General features: G+C 60.9%; 26 protein-coding genes. 10 read left to right on the top strand and 16 right to left on the bottom strand.

The window, feature by feature from the left end; genetic code table 11:
* Positions 1-76 precede the first annotated feature (76 nt).
* Complete coding sequence (locus L6418_RS13320; RefSeq protein WP_237247413.1) at positions 77-841, top strand: ParA family protein; 765 nt, start codon at positions 77-79, stop codon at positions 839-841.
* On the opposite strand, the gene ubiB is transcribed toward L6418_RS13320, so the two are convergent.
* From ubiB to L6418_RS13260, 12 genes are all read right to left on the bottom strand, one after another.
* Positions 838-2,358, bottom strand: a complete 1,521-nt coding sequence (gene ubiB / locus L6418_RS13315; protein ID WP_237247412.1) for a ubiquinone biosynthesis regulatory protein kinase UbiB — start codon at positions 2,356-2,358, stop codon at positions 838-840. The two genes, L6418_RS13320 and ubiB, sit on opposite strands and share 4 nt — an antisense overlap.
* 70 nt (positions 2,359-2,428) lie before the next feature.
* Positions 2,429-3,265, bottom strand: coding sequence for a Tim44 domain-containing protein (locus L6418_RS13310; protein WP_237247411.1), 837 nt, complete (start codon positions 3,263-3,265; stop codon positions 2,429-2,431).
* A gap of 109 nt (positions 3,266-3,374) precedes the next feature.
* Positions 3,375-4,019 carry an RluA family pseudouridine synthase gene (locus L6418_RS13305; RefSeq protein ID WP_237247410.1) on the bottom strand — a complete coding sequence of 215 codons (645 nt, stop codon included), beginning with the start codon at positions 4,017-4,019 and terminating at the stop codon, positions 3,375-3,377.
* 3 nt (positions 4,020-4,022) lie between these two features.
* Entirely contained in the window at positions 4,023-4,364 is a 342-nt protein-coding gene (locus tag L6418_RS13300) for a zinc ribbon domain-containing protein YjdM (protein ID WP_237247409.1), read from the bottom strand.
* Positions 4,365-4,403: 39 nt separating this feature from the next.
* Positions 4,404-4,898, bottom strand: coding sequence for a type II toxin-antitoxin system VapC family toxin (locus L6418_RS13295; protein WP_237247408.1), 495 nt, complete (start codon positions 4,896-4,898; stop codon positions 4,404-4,406).
* Between the two features lie 20 nt (positions 4,899-4,918).
* Positions 4,919-5,650: a bifunctional demethylmenaquinone methyltransferase/2-methoxy-6-polyprenyl-1,4-benzoquinol methylase UbiE gene (ubiE, locus tag L6418_RS13290; RefSeq protein WP_237247407.1), complete on the bottom strand. Its 732-nt coding sequence runs from the start codon at positions 5,648-5,650 to the stop codon at positions 4,919-4,921.
* Positions 5,651-5,771: 121 nt separating this feature from the next.
* Complete coding sequence (locus tag L6418_RS13285) at positions 5,772-6,119, bottom strand: gamma-butyrobetaine hydroxylase-like domain-containing protein (protein WP_237247406.1); 348 nt, start codon at positions 6,117-6,119, stop codon at positions 5,772-5,774.
* Positions 6,116-6,604 (bottom strand): D-glycero-beta-D-manno-heptose 1-phosphate adenylyltransferase, encoded by a 489-nt coding sequence (gene rfaE2 / locus L6418_RS13280; protein WP_237247405.1) that lies wholly within the window; start codon positions 6,602-6,604, stop codon positions 6,116-6,118. Before rfaE2 ends, L6418_RS13285 begins: the two co-directional genes overlap by 4 nt.
* A 1-nt stretch (position 6,605) precedes the next feature.
* Positions 6,606-7,187, bottom strand: coding sequence for a BON domain-containing protein (locus tag L6418_RS13275; protein ID WP_237247404.1), 582 nt, complete (start codon positions 7,185-7,187; stop codon positions 6,606-6,608).
* Positions 7,184-7,774 carry a phosphoheptose isomerase gene (locus L6418_RS13270; protein WP_237247403.1) on the bottom strand — a complete coding sequence of 197 codons (591 nt, stop codon included), beginning with the start codon at positions 7,772-7,774 and terminating at the stop codon, positions 7,184-7,186. The genes L6418_RS13275 and L6418_RS13270 overlap by 4 nt, the downstream gene beginning before the upstream one ends.
* 39 nt (positions 7,775-7,813) lie before the next feature.
* Complete coding sequence (locus L6418_RS13265) at positions 7,814-8,149, bottom strand: YraN family protein (RefSeq protein ID WP_237247402.1); 336 nt, start codon at positions 8,147-8,149, stop codon at positions 7,814-7,816.
* Positions 8,146-9,228 (bottom strand): penicillin-binding protein activator, encoded by a 1,083-nt coding sequence (locus L6418_RS13260; protein ID WP_237247401.1) that lies wholly within the window; start codon positions 9,226-9,228, stop codon positions 8,146-8,148. Before L6418_RS13260 ends, L6418_RS13265 begins: the two co-directional genes overlap by 4 nt.
* Positions 9,229-9,303: 75 nt before the next feature.
* Here L6418_RS13260 and rsmI point away from each other — a divergent pair, with 75 nt between their 5' ends.
* From rsmI to L6418_RS13220, 8 genes are all read left to right on the top strand, one after another.
* Positions 9,304-10,146 (top strand): 16S rRNA (cytidine(1402)-2'-O)-methyltransferase, encoded by an 843-nt coding sequence (gene rsmI, locus L6418_RS13255; protein WP_237247400.1) that lies wholly within the window; start codon positions 9,304-9,306, stop codon positions 10,144-10,146.
* 78 nt (positions 10,147-10,224) lie between these two features.
* Entirely contained in the window at positions 10,225-10,788 is a 564-nt protein-coding gene (locus L6418_RS13250; RefSeq protein ID WP_237247399.1) for a flavodoxin family protein, read from the top strand.
* 46 nt (positions 10,789-10,834) lie between these two features.
* Complete coding sequence (pyrC, locus tag L6418_RS13245) at positions 10,835-11,866, top strand: dihydroorotase (RefSeq protein ID WP_237247398.1); 1,032 nt, start codon at positions 10,835-10,837, stop codon at positions 11,864-11,866.
* Positions 11,863-12,654: an NYN domain-containing protein gene (locus L6418_RS13240; RefSeq protein WP_237247397.1), complete on the top strand. Its 792-nt coding sequence runs from the start codon at positions 11,863-11,865 to the stop codon at positions 12,652-12,654. Before pyrC ends, L6418_RS13240 begins: the two co-directional genes overlap by 4 nt.
* 6 nt (positions 12,655-12,660) lie before the next feature.
* Positions 12,661-13,200, top strand: a complete 540-nt coding sequence (locus tag L6418_RS13235; protein WP_237247396.1) for a gamma carbonic anhydrase family protein — start codon at positions 12,661-12,663, stop codon at positions 13,198-13,200.
* A gap of 24 nt (positions 13,201-13,224) precedes the next feature.
* Positions 13,225-13,770 carry an NADPH-dependent FMN reductase gene (locus L6418_RS13230; RefSeq protein ID WP_237247395.1) on the top strand — a complete coding sequence of 182 codons (546 nt, stop codon included), beginning with the start codon at positions 13,225-13,227 and terminating at the stop codon, positions 13,768-13,770.
* Positions 13,767-14,069: a DUF2288 domain-containing protein gene (locus tag L6418_RS13225; RefSeq protein ID WP_237247394.1), complete on the top strand. Its 303-nt coding sequence runs from the start codon at positions 13,767-13,769 to the stop codon at positions 14,067-14,069. The genes L6418_RS13230 and L6418_RS13225 overlap by 4 nt, the downstream gene beginning before the upstream one ends.
* 29 nt (positions 14,070-14,098) lie before the next feature.
* On the top strand, positions 14,099-14,554 hold the full coding sequence (locus L6418_RS13220) for a hypothetical protein (RefSeq protein ID WP_237247393.1): 456 nt from the start codon (positions 14,099-14,101) through the stop codon (positions 14,552-14,554).
* A gap of 9 nt (positions 14,555-14,563) precedes the next feature.
* Here the strand turns inward: L6418_RS13220 and pap are convergent, their stop codons facing one another.
* Complete coding sequence (gene pap, locus L6418_RS13215) at positions 14,564-16,054, bottom strand: polyphosphate:AMP phosphotransferase (RefSeq protein WP_237247392.1); 1,491 nt, start codon at positions 16,052-16,054, stop codon at positions 14,564-14,566.
* Positions 16,055-16,071: 17 nt separating this feature from the next.
* On the bottom strand, positions 16,072-16,524 hold the full coding sequence (locus L6418_RS13210; protein WP_237247391.1) for a histidine phosphatase family protein: 453 nt from the start codon (positions 16,522-16,524) through the stop codon (positions 16,072-16,074).
* 87 nt (positions 16,525-16,611) lie between these two features.
* Here L6418_RS13210 and L6418_RS13205 point away from each other — a divergent pair, with 87 nt between their 5' ends.
* Positions 16,612-16,953, top strand: a complete 342-nt coding sequence (locus tag L6418_RS13205; protein ID WP_237247390.1) for a hypothetical protein — start codon at positions 16,612-16,614, stop codon at positions 16,951-16,953.
* On the opposite strand, the gene ppk1 is transcribed toward L6418_RS13205, so the two are convergent.
* Together ppk1 and L6418_RS13195 are read right to left on the bottom strand one after the other, a co-directional pair.
* On the bottom strand, positions 16,950-19,037 hold the full coding sequence (ppk1, locus tag L6418_RS13200) for a polyphosphate kinase 1 (protein WP_237247389.1): 2,088 nt from the start codon (positions 19,035-19,037) through the stop codon (positions 16,950-16,952). The two genes, L6418_RS13205 and ppk1, sit on opposite strands and share 4 nt — an antisense overlap.
* 38 nt (positions 19,038-19,075) lie before the next feature.
* A complete protein-coding gene (locus L6418_RS13195; RefSeq protein ID WP_237247388.1) occupies positions 19,076-19,348 on the bottom strand; it encodes an oxidative damage protection protein in 273 nt (90 codons plus the stop codon).

Genomic DNA, 19,348 nt, shown 5'->3' with positions numbered 1-19,348 from the left:
GTTCCTGAAAGGACGGCCGGAACCACAACCTGCGCAGTACAAAACACATCTCCCGCAAACCAAGGAGACCAGAAGCATGGCGGTCATCGCCGTTTTCAACCAGAAGGGCGGGGTGGGGAAAACCACCACCTGCCTTAACCTCGCTGCCGCACTCTCCCTGGCGCAGCGGCACCCCATCGCCCTCGACATGGACCCGCAGGGTCACCTGAGCCTGGCCTCTGGGTTGAAGAACGGCACGGTCCAGTCCAAGAGCATGGCCACTTTCTTCAAGGACAAGGTACCGCTCGCCAAATTGCTGCACGACACCCCGGCAGGCTGGCAGATTGTGCCCGCTACGCTGGAACTGTCCAAGATAGACGCGTTGTACGGCAGCGACCCGCATGCTGCCAAGATGCTCAAGCAGGGGCTGGCGGAAGAACTCGCACTGACCGGCGCACCCATCCTGATCGATTGCTGCCCGATGCTGGGCGTACTTACGCTGAATGCACTGCTGGCAAGCGACCGGGTGCTGATCCCGGTATCGGCAGACTTCCTCTCGCAGCACGGTGTGCATCGCCTTGATTCCGCGCTGAATGTGCTGGAGAAGAAACTGCAGCGCAAGTTCGAACGACGCATCCTGGTTACCCGCTTCGATTCGCGCCGCAAACTTTCCTACGACATCTACGACAAGCTCAAGCAGCGCTATGGCGAGCTGGTATGCAAGACGCGGATCGGCGAAAGCGTGGCGCTGGCGACCAGCCCGATGCACGGCCTGGATGTGTTCGCCTATGCCCCCCAGAGCCCGGGTGCGGCAGACTACAAGCTGCTGGCCGCCGAACTGATGGAAAGCGGTTTTGTTTAAGCCAGATAGGTAAAGACGGCGAACAGCAGCGATGCCGTCAATAAAAGCGCAATGACCGATAGCCAGGCATTGCGCTTTTTTTCTTGTGCAAGCAACTCGCGCAGCAAGGGTAGCGATTCGGCAGGATCGGCTTGCAATCGCTGGTGCAGCAGGCGCGGCAGTTGCGGCAACAGGCTCGCATATTGCGGCGCCTCCGCGCGCAAGCTCCTGAGGAAACCGCGCCAGCCGATCTGCTCGCTCATCCAGCGCTCCAGCCAAGGCTTGGCGGTCTTCCACAGGTCAAGATCGGGATCCAGCTGCAAGCCCAGGCCCTCGATGTTGAGCAGGGTCTTCTGCAGCAGCACCAGTTGCGGCTGGACCTCGATGCCGAAACGGCGCGAGGTCTGGAACAGGCGCAGCAGCACCTTGCCGAACGAAACATCGCGCAGCGGCTTGTCGAAGATGGGCTCGCACACCGAACGGATCGCCGCTTCGAACTCATCCACGCGCGTGGCGGCAGGCGCCCAGCCCGACTCGATGTGCAATTCGGCGACGCGCTTGTAATCGCGGTTGAAGAAGGCGATGAAGTTCTGCGCGAGATAATTCTTGTCGGTGTCGGTGAGCGTACCCATGATGCCGAAATCCAGCGCCACATAGCGTCCGTCATGCGCCACCAGGATGTTGCCGGGATGCATGTCGGCGTGGAAGAAGCCGTCGCGGAACACTTGCGTATAAAAGATCTCGACTCCGCGGGCCGCCAGCCTGGACAGGTCGATCCCGGCCGTGCGCAGGGCACCGATCTGGCTGATGGGGATGCCGTGCATGCGCTCCATCACCATCACTTGCACGGAGCACCAGTCCCAGTAGACTTCGGGCACCAGCAGCAGCCTGGCATCGGCGAAATTGCGCCGCAGCTGGCTGGCATTGGCCGATTCGCGCATCATGTCGAGTTCGTCATGCAGGTATTTTTCAAACTCGGCAACCACCAGCTTCGGCTTCAGGCGCTTGCCATCTTCCCACCAGCGTTCGATCAAACCGGCGCAAATCTGCAACAGCGCCACATCGTGGCCTATGATGCTGGCGATACCCGGGCGCAGGATCTTCACCGCCACCTCGCGGCCATCCGGCAACACCGCAAAATGTACCTGGGCCACCGAGGCACTGGCCACCGGTGTCAGATCGAATTCGGCAAACACATCATGCAATCCCTTGCCATAAGCCGCTTCAATCAGGTTGACCGCCAAATCGGAAGAGAACGGCGGCACCCGATCCTGCAGCTTGGCCAGCTCATCGGCAATGTCGGTCGGGATCAGGTCGCGACGGGTGGAAAGCATCTGCCCGAACTTGACGAAGATCGGTCCCAGGGTCTCCAGCGCCAGCCGCAGGCGCTCAGCGCGCGGACGCGAGCAATCGCGGAAGAACAGCAGCCAGTTGAGCGGACGAAGCAGCCAGCTCGTGCGTTCATGCGCCAGCAAAAACTCGTCCAGGCCGAAACGCAGAACGACGAAAATGATCTTGAGTAAGCGGAAAAAACGCATTTACAAAGAGTTCAAGTAAAAAAGGGCACGGCGGATCGCGCCATGCCCGTTAGTTTACTGTACTTTGCGTTTAAACCTGCTGGATTCCGGCCAGCAGCCAGACCGACTTGTCGTCTTTCAGGTTCTTCTGCACATGCCAGATCTCGTCGAAGCTCTCCGGCGCACCGTTGTTCTCGCGCAGCTGACCGCTCATGCGCACGCTGGCAATGGCGTGGTCGTTCTCGGTCACCACTTCCAGCAGCTCGGCATTGACGACGACCACATCGGTCTTTTGCGGTGCATCGCCTCGCTCCTGCAATTGCATGGAAACCTCGGCGAACATCTCCGGCGTCGTATATTCGCGGATGTCGTCCAGGTCCTTGCGGTCGTTCGCGGCCTGCAGGCGGATGAACGAAGTCTTGGCGCTGCGCAGGAAGCTTTCCACCGGGAAATCGGCCGGGATATTGGCCGCGGCCACAGGTGCCGCCACATTGCCGTCATAAGGCTGTTGCACCGGCTCCTGGGCGCCGCCATACGGTGCGCCTGCCCCGGCGTATTGCATCGCCGGTTCCTGCTTGCGGCGGAACATCGAGACCAGGAACATCACGGCGAAGACGGCCAGCATGATCATCAGCAAGGAACCCATGCCTTCGCCCATGCCGAAATGCGCGAACAAGGCACCCAGCCCAGCGCCGATGGCCAGGCCGGCCAGCGGACCGAGCCAGCGGTTGCCGGCAGGCTGTGGGGCCATGGCGGGCTGCGCAGGTGACGTTGCCGGGGCGGCGGCCGGGGCTTTCTGCACGGGTGCGCTCATGGTGCGTTGTTTGCCGAAGCTGCCACCGCCGCCGAAGCGCTTGGCCTCCGCATTCGCGGCAAACAGGGAAAGACTGGTCAGAACGATGGTCAACAGGATGGTGAAGCGTTTCATTTGATTCCTTCTAGTGTGTTCATAACAACGACAGAAGAGTATAGCAGCTGCAGCGGCGCTGCCTGACCCTGCATCAGGATACGGACGAATGTTCAAAATGAAGCAGTCATCAGAATGGGGGCGGATGGCTAAAGTTCAATGGAGCGCCGCTCAGGGGATGGGCAAAGCCCAGCGAACAGGCATGCAGCAGCAACCGGGGCGCACTGGCACTATCGCCATACAGTGCGTCGCCGAGAATGGGGTGGCCGATGGCCGCCATGTGGATGCGCAACTGGTGGGTGCGACCGGTGACCGGCTCCAGTTCGACACGCGTGCAATCGACCCCATGTGACAAGCTGCGATAGCGCGTGAGCGATGGCTTACCTGCCACGGCATCGATTTTGCGCAAAGGACGATTCGGCCAATCGGCGGCAATGGGCAGATCCACTTCGCCTGCCGCAGGTTCCAGCCGGCCGGCCACCACTGCCACGTAGCGCTTGTCCACCTCGCGATCGCGAAACATGTTCGACAGGCGCCGCTGCATTGAGACGCCACGCGCAAACACCAGCAAGCCGGAAGTGGCCATATCCAGGCGATGGACCACCAGCACATCCGGGAATTCCTGCTGCAGGCGCAAGGAAAGGCAATCCTGTTTGTCCGCGCCACGACCCGGCACGGCCAGCAATCCGGCAGGCTTGACGGCCACCAGCAGCGACTCGTCGCTGTAGAGCAGATCCGGCGCGGAATTACCGGGCGGTATCGCCAGGCCCGTCAATCCCTAAGCCTTTTTGACGAACGCGGTCTTCAGCTGCATCGCCCCGATGCCGTCGATCTTGCAATCGATGTCATGGTCGCCATCCACCAGGCGGATGTTCTTCACCTTGGTGCCGACCTTCACCACCGAAGACGAACCCTTGATCTTCAGGTCCTTGATCACCGTCACGGAGTCGCCATCGACCAGCACGTTGCCGAACGCATCCTTGAATACCTTCGCTTCTTCGCCTGCTGCGGCGGGTGCATCCTTCGACCATTCATGCGCGCATTCAGGGCAGACGTAGTTGGCACCGTCTTCGTAGGTATATTCGGAACTGCATTTGGGGCATTTGGGTAAACCGCTCATAGTGATACCTGCTAATGAATAAAAAAGGAATACAAAACATCAATTGGGAGGAGGCTCAAACATAAGGTTCCAAACATGAAGTCCCTCAAGTCTTGCAGCCTTGGCAAGCTCATTGTCTGCGGTTACGAGGACAGTAGCAGAATCATTGACTAGGGCAGAAAAGTAGCCAAGTTTTACACTCATGATCTGGAAGGCATCAGACAAATCGAGCCCATTTCGTTCCGCTAGCTTTTTTGTTTCGGCAAATGTCAGGGGATCTGCGAAGTTGAGGTCATTGATTTGGCTGGACGAAGCTCCGTACCAAGCCGTAAGCCGAAAAGCAGCATCGAGGTACTGCGTGACTGAAAGTTTGCCCTTATGCTTCCATTTTCCCTTAAGAACATTCATTGCCTCATAGAAACAAAACGGAGTTGTATATTTCGTTGCACGGCTATTCCAGTATTCTCTAACGATGTTTGAACCTGGCTCATCAGTAAACACCTTTGCAAGCGCAGATGCATCGAAGAAGTCAGCTCGTGCGGAGGCGCTAGTCATGACCTTAAAGACAAATTGCCCTACAGCTTATACCCGCGATGCACCGCCACCACCCCACCAGTCATGTTGAAGTACTCGACTCGCTCCAGCCCGGCATCGACCATCATCTGCTTCAGCTCTTCCTGTCCCGGATGCATGCGGATGGATTCGGCCAGGTAGCGGTAGCTGTCGGCGTCGTTGGCGATGATCTCGCCCATCTTGGGTAGCAGCTTGAAGGAGTAAAGGTCGTAGGCTTTTTCCAGCGGCTTGGCCACCTTGGAGAACTCCAGCACGATCACGCGGCCGCCCGGCTTGAGCACGCGGCGCATCTCGCGCAGCGCGGCATCCTTGTGGGTGACGTTGCGCAGGCCGAAGGCGATGCTGACGCAGTCGAAGTAGTTGTCGGGGAAGGGCAGGTGTTCGGCGTCGCATTGGGCGGTCGGCGTGGTGATGCCTTCGTCGAGCAGGCGGTCGCGGCCCACGCGCAGCATGGCATTGTTGATGTCGGTGAGCACCACCTGGCCGCTGCTGCCGACCTTCTTCAGGAACAGCCTGGTCAGGTCGCCCGAGCCGCCGGCTACATCCAGCACGCGCTGGCCTTCATGCACATTGGCGAGACCCACTGCAAACGGCTTCCAGATACGGTGCAGGCCCACCGACATCAGGTCGTTCATGATGTCGTATTTGCTGGCGACGGAAGTAAATACGCCGGCGACCTTCTTGGCCTTTTCTTCTTCGGCGACGGTTTGAAAACCGAAATGGGTGTTTGCCATGTGCTGCTCCTATGTTTGTAGGTGTTCGTCCTTCGACATAACCCGCGACTTGCCCGCTTGCGGGCTTGGTCGAATGGTTAGCAGTTCCATCAGGCTCTGGGCGAACGGATGTTAATTGAGCTCAATCGCGCGAAGCGCCGGCGGCTTCCAGCCTGGTCAGGTAATCGTGCCACATGGCATCGTGATACTTGCCCAGTTCATACAGATATTCCCAGGTGTACAGGCCGCTGTCGTGACCGTCGTCGAAGGTCAGCTTGATGGCGTAGCTGCCGGCCGGCTCGATGTCGGTGAGCAGCACGTTGCGCTTGCCGACTTGCAGGACTTCTTGCCCCGGGCCGTGGCCGCGCACTTCGGCCGAAGGTGAATACACGCGCAGGAACTCGAACGGCAGCTTGTAGCGCGCGCCGTCCTCGAAGGCGATCTCCAGTACTCTGGATTGCTGATGCAGGGTGATCTCGGTGGGTATCATAGCGAACGTATCTTTTTAAGTAATGCGGTGGTGGAGCGTTCGTGCAGGAAAGGAATGCTGTGCACCGTGCCGCCCCAGATGGTCACTTCCTTGCTGCCGACGATGTTCGCCGGTTTCCAGTCGCCGCCCTTTACCAGCACGTCGGGCTTGCAGGCGAGGATGAGGTTGAGCGGGGTATCCTCGTCGAACTTCACCACCAGGCTCACCGATTCCAGTGCGGCCAGCACCGCCATGCGGTCCTGCTCGGCATTGATCGGGCGGTCGTCGCCCTTGCCCTGGCGCTTCACTGAGGCATCGCTGTTGACGCCGACGATGAGCGAGAACCCCAGCGCGCGCGCCTGCGCCAGGTAAGTGACGTGGCCGCGGTGCAGCACGTCGAAGCAGCCGTTGGTGAAGACCAGCGGGCGAGGCAACAGCGCGACCCTGGCGGCGAGTTCTTCAGCCGTGCAGATCTTGCTCTCGAAGCTGGGGGCGGGATATTTCACTTCAGTCTATGTACTCGAATACGCGCACGACTTTTTGTACACCCGCAGTGGTGCTGGCGATGTCCGAAGCGGCATCGGCTTCGGCACGGGTGACCAGGCCCATCAGGTATACCACGCTGTTCTCCGTCACCACTTTCACGCTGTCCGCCTTGAGGGCCTTGCTGCGCACGAAGCGGATCTTCACGTTGGCCGTGATGCGTGCATCACCGCTGCTCGAAGTCTTGTTGGCGGCAGCGCTGCCAACCAGCAGTTCGTTGGCGATGCCCTTGACGTTGGGGATGCTGCCGACGATGCGCTCGATGTCCATCTTCGCATCTTCGCTCGGCGCGGAGCCGGTGACGAGGGCAAAGCGGTTATACGCGGTCACGCTGACATGCGCGGTGTCCTTGTACTTCTCCTCGATGCGCTTCTGCGCCTTGCTCTCGATCGAGTCGTCCTCGACGATGGTGCCCGTGGTGCGGCGGTCCGCGTCGGCGCTCATGGCGGCAGCGCCGGCACCGACCCCGGCAGCCACCACCGGTGTGACGCAGCCCTGCAACGGAACCAGCAGCCCGGCCAGCAACAAGAAACAGTAACGCATCATTCCCCTCCCAGAATCAGGTGATCGATCAGGTCGCACAGGCAGTGCAGCACCAGCAGGTGCACCTCCTGGATGCGTGCCGTGCTCTTGGCCGGGACGCAGATGTGGAAATCGTCGGCGCGCAGGATGGAGGTGATCACACCGCCGTCGCGACCGGTCAGGGCCACCACCGGCATGTTGCGTTCATGCGCCGCCTGCACGGCTTCCACCACGCTGGGCGAGTTGCCGCTGGTGGAGATGGCGAGCAGCACATCGCCGTCCATGCCCAGCGCGCGCACCTGCTTGGAGAAGATCTGCACGTAATCGTAATCGTTGGCGATGGAGGTCAGCACCGAGCTGTCGGTGGTCAGCGCAATGGCGGCCAGTCCGGGGCGCTCTACCTCGAAACGGTTGATCAATTCGGCGGCGAAATGCTGCGAATCGGCAGCCGAACCGCCGTTCCCGCAAACCAGGATCTTGCCGTCGTTCATCAGGCAGGTGACCATCGCCTGGGCGGCGTCAGCAATGGGTTGTGCGAGGACCTTCTTGCTTTGCAGCTTGAGCTGTGCGCTGTCGTCGAAGTGTTTGCCGATGCGGGTTGTCAGGGTCATGGTAAAAAAATGAAGTGAATGACAGGGGCTAATATTACCTTAAAGCTCAAAAGCATTTTTGACCCACTCGATCCGGTCGCCGGCATCCAGCAGCACGGCATCGAAACGGCAGGGCCGGTCGCCCGGCGACGAGGCGATGTAATGCTGTGCGGTCAGGATCAGGCGCTGCTGCTTGCGCCGGTCTATGCTGGCCGCCGCGCCGCCGAAATCGCTGCTGCTGCGCTTGCGTACCTCGGCGAACACCAGGGTTTCTCCATCCCGCAGGATCAGGTCGATCTCGCCGAAGCGGCAACGGTAGTTGGCGTCGAGCAGTTTCAGGCCGTGTTGTTGCAAAAACTGTGCAGCAAGCTGTTCGGCCTGAACGCCGGGTTTCATGGGCGCGACTTGCTGTCCACCGGGACGGCCTGTCCCTGGCGCATGACGGCGAGGATCCCCTCGCGCTGGAAGATATGCCCGTTCTGCGTGATCTTGCCGGTGACGCCGTCCAGCGGCAGCGTGTTCGCAGGGTCATGCTCGTACAGCATCTGCAGCAGGCGATAGGCATCGATGCCCAGCGCGTACAGCCTGTCCATGTCGGGCGACAAGGCCGGCACCGCACGCGGGTAGATCATCACGGCCGGATGGTCGGGCTGCAGCATCCACGGCATGTCGTAGAAACGCACATCGGCCAGGTCGTAGTTGGCCAGCGTATTGGCGTTGCCCGTAAACACCTGCGAAGTGGCATAGACCGGGATCGACGAATTGATGTAGGGACGCAGCAGGCGCGCCTGGTCAGCCTCGGCTGCGAGGAACACCGACGTGCCCGGATCCTGGGGCAGCTCTTTCAGCGGGGTCGTATCGCCGTAATAGACGATCTCGGGCTGCAGGATGCCACCCGCACGCTGCCACTCCTCGGAGAACGCCTGCGCCAGGCGTTTGGACAGGGCGGTGTTGGTCGAAACCACGGTGGCGCTGAGCAGGCCGGCGGCGGTCGCACGCTGCGCGGCCTGGCGCGCTTCGGTCTCGGCCGGCAGACCGAAGAAATACAGATGGTCGGTGCGGGTACCGTCCATCAGATTCATCGCCAGGGTCGGCGTTGTCAGCGACGGGTTTGCGGCCAGCGCGGCGACGCCGCTGCGGGTCAGCGGTCCGGCCACGGCCATCGCGCCATTGGCCAGGGCTTGCTGGTACAGCGCGACCACTTCGGTGGTCTCGTCGGTGCAGGGATAGACGCGCACCGGCAGGCTGTGCACTTCCTTGCTGGCTGCAGCCAGGAAGCCCTGACGCACGGCATCGGCGGCCTTGGCGTAATAGGGCGATTTCAGCGGCAGCAACAGGGCGATATGCGGTACGGGGGCTGCGCTCGGTGCGGCAGCGGGCGCAGAAGCGGCCATCGCCGCAGTGACGGGAAGGGTGGCTGCAGCGGCAACGGCGGAACCGGAAGTGTCCGGAGTGGCGCCTGCCGGGGCGCTCACGTATAGTGACCCGATCAACAGGGAAGCAAGTGCGAGAAGCGAGGCGAAACGTTGCATATCGAGACCAGGCAAAAATTGGAATGCGCATTATATGTAGTCGCCACCCCGATTGGAAATCTAAGTGACATCACCCTGCGGGCGCTGGAGGTACTCGGCGCAGCCGACACCATCGCGGCCGAAGACACCCGCAACACCCGGCACCTGCTGCAACACCACGGCATAGCCGATGCGCGCCTGCTGGCGCTGCACCAGCACAACGAACGCGGTGCGGCGGAGAAAGTCATCGCCCTGCTCCAGCAGGGTCAGAACGTGGCGCTGGTGACCGACGCCGGGACACCGGCGGTGAGCGATCCCGGCGCGGTGCTGGTGGAAGCGGTGCGGGCGGCGGGTTTCCGCGTGATCCCCATCCCGGGCGCGAGCGCCGCCGTTGCCGCCCTCTCCGCCTCCGGGCTGAGCGCGCCGCATTTCCTGTTCTACGGCTTCCTGCCGAACAAGCCCGGCGCACGGCGCAGCGCGCTGCAAGGGCTGGCGGAGCACCCTTACACGCTGGTGTTCTACGAAGCGCCGCACCGCATCCTGGAATGCACGGCGGACCTGCAGGCCGTGTTCGGCGCCGAGCGCGAGATCGTGTTCGCACGCGAGGTCACCAAGCTGTTCGAAAGCATCCACCGCTGCAAGCTCGGCGAGGCGCTGGAGTGGCTGAACAGTGATTCCAACAACCAGCGCGGCGAATTCGTGCTGCTGGTCGCGGGCGCGGTGGCGCGCGAGGGGCTGGATGCAGAAGCCGAGCGCACGCTGGTGCTGCTGCTGGAAGAACTGCCGCTGAAACAGGCGGTGCAGCTGGCGGTAAAGGTCACCGGCGCGAACAAGAACGAGCTCTACCAGCGCGCGCTGGCACTCAAGGCCGCAGCTGAATAATCGACCCTGTCGCGCGGTTGCCATCCAGGAATGAAGTGGGTACGCTGGCCGCACCAACAACTATTCGGGGAGGGCTACATGCCAAACATTGTCGTGGTCTATCACAGCGGTTACGGACATACAGCAAGACAGGCGCAGGCCGTGGCAACAGGGGCCAACGCGATACTCATGGCGATCAGTTCCGAAGGCAACCTGAGCGAAGCAGAATGGGCGACGCTGGATGCGGCCGACGCCATCATCATGGGCTCGCCGACCTACATGGGCATGGTCAGCTGGCAGTTCAAGAAATTCGCCGACGCTTCGTCCAAGCCGTGGTTCTCGCAGAAATGGAAGAACAAGATCGCCGCCGGCTTCACCAATTCCGCCACCATGAACGGCGACAAGCTTTCCACCCTGCACTACATCTTCACCCTCGCCATGCAGCACAGCATGATCTGGGTCGGTACCGGCATGATGCCTTCCAACAGCAAGGCCGCACAGCGCAACGACGTGAACTACGTCGGTTCGTTCGGCGGCGCGATGTCGGTTTCCCCGTCCGACGCCTCGCCGGACGAGATGCTGCCGGGCGACCTGGAGACTGCCAGGCAGTTCGGCAAGCGGGTGGCGGAAGCCACCGCGCAATGGGTTGCCGGCCGCAAGTAGCTTCCCGCTTTAATCACATGCCCTGCCAACTGTTAGAATGCAGGGCATGAAAACACTGACCCTGACCCGTCCCGACGATTGGCACCTGCACCTGCGCGACGAAGCGCTGATGGCTTCGGTGCTGCCCGACACCGCACGGCAATTTGCCCGCGCCATCGTCATGCCCAACCTGCGTCCGCCGGTGACCACCACCGCGCAGGCCGTGGCCTACCGCGAACGCATTCTTAAAGCGCTGCCGCAAGGCATGAAGTTCGAGCCGCTGATGACGCTGTACCTTACTGATAACACCCCATCATCAGAAATTGCTCTCGCTAGACTTACGGGCTACGTCTATGCTGTGAAGCTTTATCCGGCCGGGGCCACCACCAACTCCGATGCGGGCGTCACCGACCTGCGCAAGACCTACGCTGCGCTGGAAGAGATGCAGCGCTGCGGCATGCCGCTGCTGGTGCACGGCGAAGTGACCAGCCCCGACATCGACATCTTCGACCGCGAGGCCGTGTTCATCGAGCGCGTCATGCAACCGCTGCTGAAAGACCTGCCCGGCCTGCGCGTGGTGTTCGAGCACATCACCACCAAAGACGCCGCGCAGTTCGTCGCCAGCGCACCCGACACCATCGCCGCCACGCTCACCCCGCAGCACCTGCTGTACAACCGCAACGCCATGCTGGTCGGCGGCATCCGCCCGCACTTCTACTGCCTGCCGATATTGAAACGCGAAACACACCGCGAAGCACTGGTGAAAGCCGCCACCAGCGGCAGCAGGAAATTCTTCCTCGGCACCGACAGCGCCCCGCACGCGCAGCACACCAAGGAGAACGCCTGCGGCTGCGCCGGCTGCTACACCGCACATAACGCCATCGAGCTGTATGCCGAAGCGTTCGAAGCGGCAGGCGCGCTGGACAAACTGGAAGCTTTTGCCAGCTTCCATGGCGCCGACTACTACGGCCTGCCGCGCAACAAGGAGACCATCACGCTACGCCGCGAAGAGTGGGAAGTACCTGCATCGGTGGGATTTGGCGAGCATCGGCTCGTGCCGCTGAGAGCGGGGGAGAAGATGGAGTGGAGACTGTTATGACCAACGAAGGAAGTTTGCGTCATGAAATACGTATCGCGTTGTTAATTGATGCTGACAATTCCCCGGCAGCGAAAATCGAAGTTGTATTAGCCGAACTTGCGAAGGTGGGAGTTGTGAATATTCGAAGGGCTTATGGCAATTGGAAAAAAACGGAATTAAAAGGATGGGAAGCTGCACTTCATCCTTTTGCTATTCGACCTATGCAGCAGTTTGATTACACGAAAGGCAAGAACGCTACCGATATGAGTTTGTGCATTGATGCTATGCACCTCCTGTATACGGAGAAACCGGATGCATTTGCCATAGTATCTTCAGACAGCGACTTCACACCGCTTGTTTTACACATCAAGGAGCGCGGAGCAAAGGTATTTGGTTTTGGTGCAAGCAAAACTCCAGAGCCCTTTGTAGATGCTTGTTCCCAATTTTTAGATTTGGACAAAATAGGTCAAGAGATTCCCGTTGATGCTGCGGGTAACCTGCAGGCAGAAACACCTTCAAAACCAGCAACCCCGATAAAGGTACCACCAGCTAAACTGCGCCAAGATACTCGTCTAGTAAGTTTATTGAGGAATGCTGTTGATGCCGCGCAAGGTGATGATGGATGGGCGTTGTTGTCATTGGTTCGTAATCACATTTCCAATCAAGCATCATTTGACCCACGAAATTACGGATATACAACATTTAGTAAATTGGTCAGTGCGACAGAATTGTTTGAGATGTCGGGCGAAGGCACTCCACGAGTTTCTGTAAGGGATGTTCGTAAATCGAAAACGAGTAAGTCAACATAAGTCATTATGCCTATCTCTCAATATCTAAAAACCTCCCCCATCCTCGGCGAACGCGTCTATCTGCATCCTTCCTGCCAGGTCATCGGCGACGTGAAGATCGGTGATGACGCCTCCATCTGGTGCAACGCGGTGCTGCGCGGCGATGTGAACCGCATCGTGATCGGGCGCGGGACCAACATTCAGGACCTGAGCATGGGCCATGTGTCGCACCACGTGCCGGAGAAGCCGGAAGGGTCGCCGCTGATCATCGGCGACTACGTGACGGTGGGCCATTCGGTGATCGTGCATGGCTGCCGCATTGGCAACGAGTGCCTGATCGGCATGGGCTCGATCATCATGGACGATGTGGTGATCCCCGACCATGTGATGATCGGCGCCGGCAGCCTGGTCTCGCCCGGCAAGACGCTGGAGAGCGGCATGCTCTACATGGGCCGCCCGGCCAAGGCGGTGCGCGCACTGACGAAAGAGGAGATCGCCTACCTGCGCTATTCCGCCGAGCATTACATGAGGGTGAAAGACAATTACCTGATCGGCCCGGAGCTTTAGGGCGGTCACGGTTCGGTCAAGCCGATGCGGAAATACCGGCTCCTTGCCATCTCGGGCAGTCTGCGCGCCGCCTCGCTCAACAGCGCTGTGCTGCGGATGGCAGCTACGCTCACGCCGGATGACGCGCAGATCCATATCTACGAGGGGCTGGCTGACCTGCCGCATTTCAATCCCGACCTGGAAGGGCGGGAAGCGGCATCGGTGCTCGATCTGCGCAGGCGGCTGCGGGATGCGGACGGAGTCCTGATCGCCTGTCCGGAATATGCCCATGGCTTGCCGGGGGCTTTCAAGAATGCGCTGGACTGGGTGGTGGCGAGCGGGGAGTTCGTGAACAAGCCGGTCGCCTTGATCAACCTGTTCGAGCGTTCGACCTGGGCGCCCGCCTTGCTGAAGGAAACGCTGGCCATGATGACGGCAAATGTCGTCGAACCGGCTTCGGTCACATTGCAGCTTTTCAGCAATAAGGTGAGTGAGGACTTCATCATGGCGGATGTTAAAATTGCGCAAGCATTGCGATCCTCGCTGGATGCCCTGATGCAGGCGATCAAGGAACAAGAAACCGGAACATGACCACCCTGAACCCGCAAGACTTCAAACGCGCCAGCGTGAATCTGGAGACCGCGCGCATCGCGTGGAAGGAATTGCAGCGCTTCTTTGCCAGCGGCTCGGCGATCCTGGTCGGCGCCGAACTCGACCTGGTCGAGGTGGCGTTCCAGATCTCCGAAGACAACAAGGCGCAGGTGCTGGAATGGATGCAGAGGGGGCAGCTCGCCCGCGTTCCCGACGCGCAGGCGCTGGCTTGGTATGAGGCCGATGCCGATGTCTGGGCGGTGGTGGTCAGGCCCTATGTGCTGGTGCAGCAGGCTTGATGTCGTGCAAGTGCGATGAAAGAAAGACGATGAAGAAGATATTGGTCCTGGGGCTGTTGCCCTTGCTGGCGGCCTGCCAGAGCACGCCCAAACTGGAAGACGATACGCGCTACGTGAAGCTGGCAAAGGTGGTGGATGTGCATGTGTTCACCGATGCGGAGCGCAAGGAAGCCGCCAAGACGCTGCCGCCTGGCGACAGCGGGGTCGGCTTCGGTATCGGCATCGGCGTGGGTACCGGCGGCGGTTTCGGCGGGATGATGATCGGTGCGGGCACCGGCCTGGGCGGGCGCGACCGGCGCAAGGAACCGCCGCAAGTCGCTTACGGCGCGAACCGCTTCACGGTGCAGCCGCTGAACACCAGCGAGCGCATCGAGGTGATGAGCTACAAGCATTACAAGGCGGGCGATTGCGTCAAGGTCCTGACCGGGCACCCGACCGAATTTGCGCGGCTGTTCGACCCGAAAGAGGGCGAGCTCTGCAACTGACCGCAACGTCTAGAGCTGCTTCATGGCCGCTTCGATGCGCTGGCACAAGGTCTTGAGTATCTTGATGCGGGCGAAGTTCTTGTCGTTGGCTTCCACCAGCGTCCACGGTGCCGCCTCGGTGCTGGTGCGGTCGACCATGTCGCCGACCGCCTGTTCATAGGCATCCCACTTTTCCCGGTTGCGCCAATCCTCCTCGGTGATCTTGAAGCGCTTGAAGCCGATCTTCTCGCGTTCCTTGAAGCGGCGCAGCTGCTCTTCCTTGCTGATCGACAGCCAGAACTTCACCACCACGGTCTGGTGGCGCACCAGTTGTGCCTCGAAGTCGTTGATCTCGCCGTAGGCGCGCATCCAGTCGGCCTCGGAACAGAACTTCTCCACCCGTTCGACCAGTACGCGCCCGTACCATGAACGGTCGAAGATGGTGACGCGGCCCTTGCGCGGGATGTGCCGCCAGAAGCGCCACAGATAGGGTTGCGCGCGCTCTTCCTCGGTCGGCGCGGCGATGGGGACAATCTGGTACTGGCGGGCTTCGAGCGCGCTGGCGATGCGGCGGATGCTGCCGCCCTTGCCGGCGGCATCGTTGCCCTCGAAGACCGCGATGACGGTGATGTCCTTGAATTTCTCATGCCGGGTCAGCAGCGCCAGCTTGCCCTGGTATTTTTCCAGCTCGGCCTCGAATTTCTTCTTCTCCAGCTTCTGGGTGAGGTCGAGCGTCTCGAGGATGTTCAGCTTGTCGATGGGCGGCAACAACGGTGCAGCGCGGATCGCCGTCTCCTTCTTTTTCTCGGCCTCGGCCAGGCGTTTGCGCAGCGCTTCCAGGATGACCTTGCCGATGGTCAGGCTACGGTAGCGCGCGTCCGCACCTTCGACCACGATCCACGGCGATTCGGCGGTGCTGGTGTGGCGGATGACGCTCTCGTGGATGGTGAGGAACTTGTCGTAGCGCTTGAAGCGTTCCCAGTCGCGTTTGGTGACGCGCCAGCGCGTCTTGGGATTCTTCTCCAGCGCCCGCAGGCGGGCTTCCTGCTTCTCCTTGGACAGGTGCAGCCAGAACTTGATGATGAGCGCGCCTTCGTCGGTCAGCATCTTCTCCAGGCGCTTGGCACGCTCCAGGCTCTGGTCGAGTTCGGCGGCCTTGGTCCTGCCCATGGCCCGGTTCAGGATCGGCCACGTGTACCATGAGCCGAGGAACACGCCGATCTTGCCCTTGGGCGGCAGGGCGCGCCAGAAGCGCCACATCATGGGGCGCTCCATCTCTTCGTCGGAGGGTTCGCCCATGCCGTGGGTCTGGATGAAACGCGGGTCCATCCATTCGTTCAGCAGGTTCACGGTCTCGCCGCGTCCCGCGCCGTCCACCCCGCCGACCAGGATGATGACCGGAAATCTCGCTTTCTCCGCCAGATCGAATTGTGCATCCAGCAGCGCTTCGCGCAGCTTCGGCACTTCCTTGTCGTAGGTCGCCTTGTCAATCTTGTGTCCGAGCTCGGCTGATTCAAACATGACATCTCCTTTCAGAGCTACAGTTGATCCGGTGCAATGACGAGGCGCAATACGGTCTGGAAATCGCCTTCGCGTTCACGCCGGCTGAACCACCAGATGGCCCCCTTCTTGATGCTCCAGTAATCAGCATGTCCCGTCATCAGCAGCGAGGCGAGTTCGCCCATCCAGGGCTGATGCCCGACCAGCAGGGCCGCGCCGCCAGCCATCGGCCAGCCGGCGGTGGCGATCGCCGTTTGCGGGGTGGCATGCACGCCGAGGTTGGGTGCGGTGATGAAACCCTTGTTGAGTGCGGCGGCGGTCTGCTGCGCCCGCACCGCCGGACTGACCAAGATGCGCGTTCCTTGCGGCAGGCGCTCGTTGAGGAATCGGGCCATGTGCTCGGCTTGCCGCCGCCCCTTGTCGGTGAGCGGACGCGAGCTGTCCGGAACACCTTCAGCAGCCTCGGCATGTCGCCACAGAATCAATTCCATCTTCACCGCTCTCCCGTTTATTACACTATCGGATGGCAGGATATACCGTATATACTGAATTCGCCACACTCACTCAGGGAGATCGATATGACCAGAACCGCCCCGCGCAAACCCGCTGCCAGGAAGCCTGCTGTCGCCCGCAAAGCTGTCCCGGCAAAGACTGCCACCAAGCCCGAGAGAAAACAGAAAAAAGAAAAGAAAGCCGACGCCAAGGTGAAGGTGGTGCGCGACAGTTTCACTATGCCGCAAAGCGATTACGAATTGATTGCAGCGCTGAAGCAGAAGGCGCTCAAGGCCGGGCTGCATGTGAAGAAGAGCGAATTGCTGCGCGCCAGCCTGCAGACCCTGAACAAGGTGAGTGCCGCGCAATTGAAGCGCGCCATCTCCGGGCTGGAAAAGATCAAGACCGGGCGCCCGAAGAAAGGTTAGTCTTCCTCGACTGCCTGCAGTTGTCCCAGCTCCTGCAGCAACAGATTCTGGGCGCAGGATGCCGCGCCGCGGGCCGGCGTCTTGCGATGCCAGAAGCCGTTGCAGTCCATCTCCCACGCTTGTACATTGTCTTTCAGGTAGCTCTTCAATCCCTCGTCCAGCACGCGCTTCTTGAGCTTCTCGTCGAGCACGGGGAAGCACACCTCGATGCGCCGGAAGAAATTGCGGTCCATCCAGTCGGCGCTGGCCAGGTAGACATCGTGCGCCAGGTCGTTGCGGAAATAGAATATGCGCGTGTGCTCGAGGAACCGGCCGATGATGGAGATCACGTGGATGTTCTCGGACAGCCCGGCGACACCCGGCCGCAGGGCGCACACGCCGCGCACGATGAGGTCGATCTTCACGCCGGCCTGTGAGGCTTCATACAGCGCGGTGATGGTCTCCGGCTCCAGCAGCGAATTCATCTTGGCGATGATGTGGGCGCGCTTGCCGGCCTTGGCCAGCCGGGTCTCGTTGCGGATCGCATCCAGTATGCTGGTATGCAGGGTGAACGGCGATTGCCACAGGTGTTTCAGCTTGCTCGCCTTGCCCAGGCCGGTGAGCTGCATGAACACCTGGTTCACGTCGGCACAGACCTCTTCGTTGCTGGTGAACAGGCCGAAGTCGGTATACAGCCTGGCAGTGCGCGGATGATAGTTGCCGGTGCCCAGGTGCACATAACGGCGCAGCTTGTTGTCCTCGCGCCGCACGATCATCAGCATCTTGGCGTGGGTCTTGTGCCCGACCACGCCGTACACCACATGCGCGCCCACCTCTTCCAGGCGGCCGGCCCAGTTGATGTTGGCTTCCTCGTCGAAGCGCGCCAGCAGTTCCACCACCACGGTGACTTCCTTGCCGCGCATCGCGGCGGCGATCAGCGCTTCCATCAGTTCGGAATCGACCCCGGTGCGGTACACCGTCTGTTTGATGGCCACCACGTTCGGGTCGGCGGCAGCCTGCTGGATGAAATCGATCACCGGCTTGAACGACTGGTAGGGATGGTGCAGCAGCACGTCGTTCTTGCGCAGCACCTTGAACATGTCCGCGCCCTTTTTCTGCAGCAGAACCGGCATGCCCGGCACGAAAGGCGCGAACTTGAGGTCGTCGCGCGCCACCTGGTCCGGGATGCGCATCAGGCGCACCAGGTTGACCGGGCCTTTCACGCTGTACAGGTCTTCCGCCTTCAGTTCGAACTGCTGCAGCAGGAACTCCGACATGGCGGGCGGGCAGTTGTCGGCGACCTCCAGCCGCACAGCATCGCCGAAGTGGCGTTGCGGCAATTCGCCCTGCAGGCTGACGCGCAGGTTCTTCACTTCCTCCTCGTCCACGAACAGATCGCTGTTGCGGGTCACGCGGAACTGGTAACAGCCTTGCACTTCCATGCCAGCAAACAGCTCGCCGACATGCGCGTGCAGGATGGAGGAGAGGAACACGAAACCGTACGGGCAGCCGGAGATTTCCGGCGGCATCAGGATGGCGCGCGGCAAAACGCGCGGCGCCTGCACGATGGCCTTGGCCGAATTGCGCCCGAAGGCGTCCTTGCCTTGCAGCTCGACGGCGAAATTCAGGCTCTTGTTGAGCACGCGCGGGAACGGATGCGCCGGATCGAGCCCGATCGGCGTCAGCACTGGCATTACCTCGCGCATGAAGAAGTCCTTCACCCAGGCCTGCTGTGCCTCGTTCCATTGCGTGCGGCGCAGGAACTTGATGCCCTGTTGCGCGAGTGCCGGCACCAGTTCTTCGTTGAACAGCTGGTACTGCCGCGCGATCAGCTGGTGCGTCGGGGCATACAGGCGCTTGAGGATCTGGGTTGCTTCCAGCCCGTCGGGGCCGGCCGCGAGGCCGCCCAGCTTGGCCTGTTCCTTCAGTCCGGCGACCCGGATCTCGAAGAACTCGTCCAGGTTGCTGCTGACGATGCACAGGTATCTCAGCCGCTCCAGCAAGGGCACCGACGCGTCTTCTGCCTGCGCCAGCACGCGCCGGTTGAATTCGAGCAGGCCTAATTCGCGGTTGAGGAAGTTTTGCGTCGGGAAGGTCTTTGCCATGAGCGGGTTCGTCAGCGCGCTGACGGGTCAGCGGTGATTCAGTTTTTCGGAGGAACGTATCCTGTCGGCATCTGGGTACCTGCGCCGAAGAAATAATTCTCCATCTGCTCGGCCAGGTATTTGCGCGCCTTGGCATCGGCGAGGTTGAGGCGGTTCTCGTTCACCAGCATGGTCTGGAACTTGATCCAGCCCTGCCAGGCTTCCTTCGATACGCTGTCGAAGATGCGCTGACCCAGCGCACCGGGATAGGGAGGGCGATCCAGCCCTTCCGCCTCGCGGCCGAGTTTTACGCACTGTACTGTTCTTGCCAT

This window comes from Sideroxyarcus emersonii, from assembly GCF_021654335.1.
In the GTDB taxonomy this organism is placed as follows: Bacteria; Pseudomonadota; Gammaproteobacteria; order Burkholderiales; family Gallionellaceae; genus Sideroxyarcus; species Sideroxyarcus emersonii.
This window is presented reverse-complemented; position numbering and strand designations above follow the sequence as displayed.